Origin of the sequence: Levilactobacillus lindianensis (assembly GCF_003946095.1) — a bacterium.
Taxonomy (GTDB): Bacteria; Bacillota; Bacilli; order Lactobacillales; family Lactobacillaceae; genus Levilactobacillus; species Levilactobacillus lindianensis.
In genome coordinates, this window is sequence record NZ_RHOD01000064.1 from 1 (window position 1) to 1,189 (window position 1,189).

Consider the following 1,189-nt stretch of genomic DNA (forward strand, 5'->3'; position numbering starts at 1 on the left):
TTTTTGTTGCCACGTTCAACATCAAAGCCATTTTCTTTGAGGTACTGTGGGAATTCCTCTTGAATACGTTGTAAGGCTTCACGATTGAATATACGCTTAGCTGAGAGCTTTTTATCATCATCAAAGGGCACAATGCCCATATGCATGTGAGGGGTCTTCTCGTCCATATGAACAACTGCATAGCGAATATTTTCGTCACCATAGTTATCTGCAAAATATTGTTTGGCTGTTTCAAAATATTTGCGGGTTTCGGCTTCGTCTAATTGCTCAAAAAAATCTTTGTCACTGGTTAGAATCCATTCATTGACTAAAACAGCGTCTTTGCGAACTGCCCGCTTACTCGCTTTGTTTTCGTTGATATAGGCTTCAATATCCGTTTTAAAATTATCAGTGCGCCCAACCACCAAATCATAATTCAGGTGGGAGCGGGAAACATCAATATCTTCGTTGCTGTGATTAGTCGTTTTCCGTTGGTCATGATTGCCAATGCCGACTAAATTATCAGCTTTTAATTTCGTCATTCTAGCCACTGCAAAACTCATTGTATGCACCTCATTTCGGAGTTATCTTCCAAGTAAAGTATAACACACTATACTTTACATTCGTAAAGGTGTGCTCTCCGAGGGTCAAAGCAAGAACCTGGCTTGTGCCAGATTCCCAAAGTCAAAAGCAAAAAAATAACCGCTGCTGCCGTTTCTTTTTCCTAGTAACAGAAATGAGATTTTCACCTTTGCGCTTTTCCGCAACGGTTGCAAATTCATTCCCAAGATCAAGTAAAAAAACCATGGGCTTTGCCCAAACCCACGAGGGAAAAATTTCCCCTCGACCCCCTCCAAAAAACTCCCCCAACCCCCTCACTTTTTGAGGGGGCTCCCTCGCCGGTTGGCAGGACAAAACAAAGTTTTGTCAATGCCGAGAGGGTGGAAAATCAGTGGCTCGTATCAACTCCTTAAATTCCTTCCGCTTTGCTCCAGTCAGACATTTACCGTTGACACTTCCCGTTTATCTTTCCTTCTGGCCAAATAAAAAAAGAGTAGCCGTAGCCACTCTTAATTTTACTTATTCAACAATCGCGCCCGATTGCGGCATACTTAAAAATAATCTCAATATTTTTTTGATCTTCTATTCCTCGATTATTCCATATCCTTCTGGTGCAGGAATCCCATGTTCTGCAGAACGACTGACTGAT

At 41.8% G+C, this 1,189-nt stretch carries 2 protein-coding genes; one reads left to right on the forward strand and one right to left on the reverse strand.

Annotated elements, in window-relative coordinates; translation table 11 throughout:
• Positions 1-542 (reverse strand): MobV family relaxase (mobV, locus tag EKM70_RS11300; RefSeq protein WP_164506388.1); only part of this gene is annotated, 542 nt, incomplete at its 3' end.
• Positions 543-931: 389 nt separating this feature from the next.
• Between mobV and EKM70_RS11550 the strand changes: the two genes are divergently transcribed.
• On the forward strand, positions 932-1,189 hold a 258-nt coding region (locus EKM70_RS11550), incomplete at its 3' end, for a hypothetical protein (RefSeq protein WP_225416444.1).